This window comes from Candidatus Acetothermia bacterium, from assembly GCA_024653305.1.
Classification (GTDB): Bacteria; Bipolaricaulota; Bipolaricaulia; order Bipolaricaulales; family Bipolaricaulaceae; genus JACIWI01.
Genome location: JANLFW010000059.1, coordinates 1 through 797, shown reverse-complemented (window position 1 = coordinate 797; position 797 = coordinate 1). Strand labels below are relative to the sequence as shown.

Genomic DNA, 797 nt, shown 5'->3' with positions numbered 1-797 from the left:
GCCCTGGAGACGGTCATGCGCTACGAGGGCCAGTACTCGTTGAGCAACCTGACCCTCCACTACTGGATCGGTAAGGGCGATCCGATGCTGGCCGAAGGTCAGCCCGGGATCTTCCGGAGCGCGTTCATCCTCGGGGCAATCAAGAACTCGGTGGTCCTCTCCGTGCTGACCGCCTTGGTGTGCGGGGTACTGGGGCTCATGCTCGGGTACGTGGTGGTGCGCATGCGCGGGACGCTGCTGTCGCGGTCGGTCGAGTTCTTGAGCTTCACCCCGTACATGGTCCCGGGGATCGCGTTCGGCGGGATCTACCTCAGCCTGTTCGCCCGGTCGTGGGGCCCGTTCCCCGCCCTGTACGGCACGCTCACGCTGCTCGTGCTGACCTGCACGATGAAGTACCTCCCGTTCGCGTCGAGCTCCGGCGTGGCCGCCATGCACCAGATCGACCCGTCCCTGGAGGAGGCGGCAGAACTCCACGGGGCCCGGTGGGGCCGCCGGTTCGTCCGTATCCTCATGCCCCTGGCGAAAAGCGGTTTCCTGTCCGCTGTCTTGCTCACGCTGATTACCACCATGCGAACCCTGGATCTGATCGTGCTCCTCGTCACCCCACAGACCCGGACGATGACCTCGATCCTGTTCCGGTTCCAACAGCAAGGCTTCACCCAACATGCCTATGGGATCATGCTCCTGATCGTGGTCATCACCTTGGTCGGCCATTTCATCGTCCGCCGGCTGGGCGGGAAGATCGAGTTCTGAGGAGGAGAGCGGGGATGCCAACCATCGCCATTCGCGGCCTGACC

At 64.2% G+C, this 797-nt stretch carries 1 protein-coding gene; it reads left to right on the top strand.

Annotated elements, in window-relative coordinates; genetic code table 11:
* Positions 1-753, top strand: a 753-nt coding sequence (locus NUV94_08195; protein MCR4392715.1) for an ABC transporter permease subunit, incomplete at its 5' end; no start/stop codon positions are given.
* Positions 754-797 lie beyond the last annotated feature (44 nt).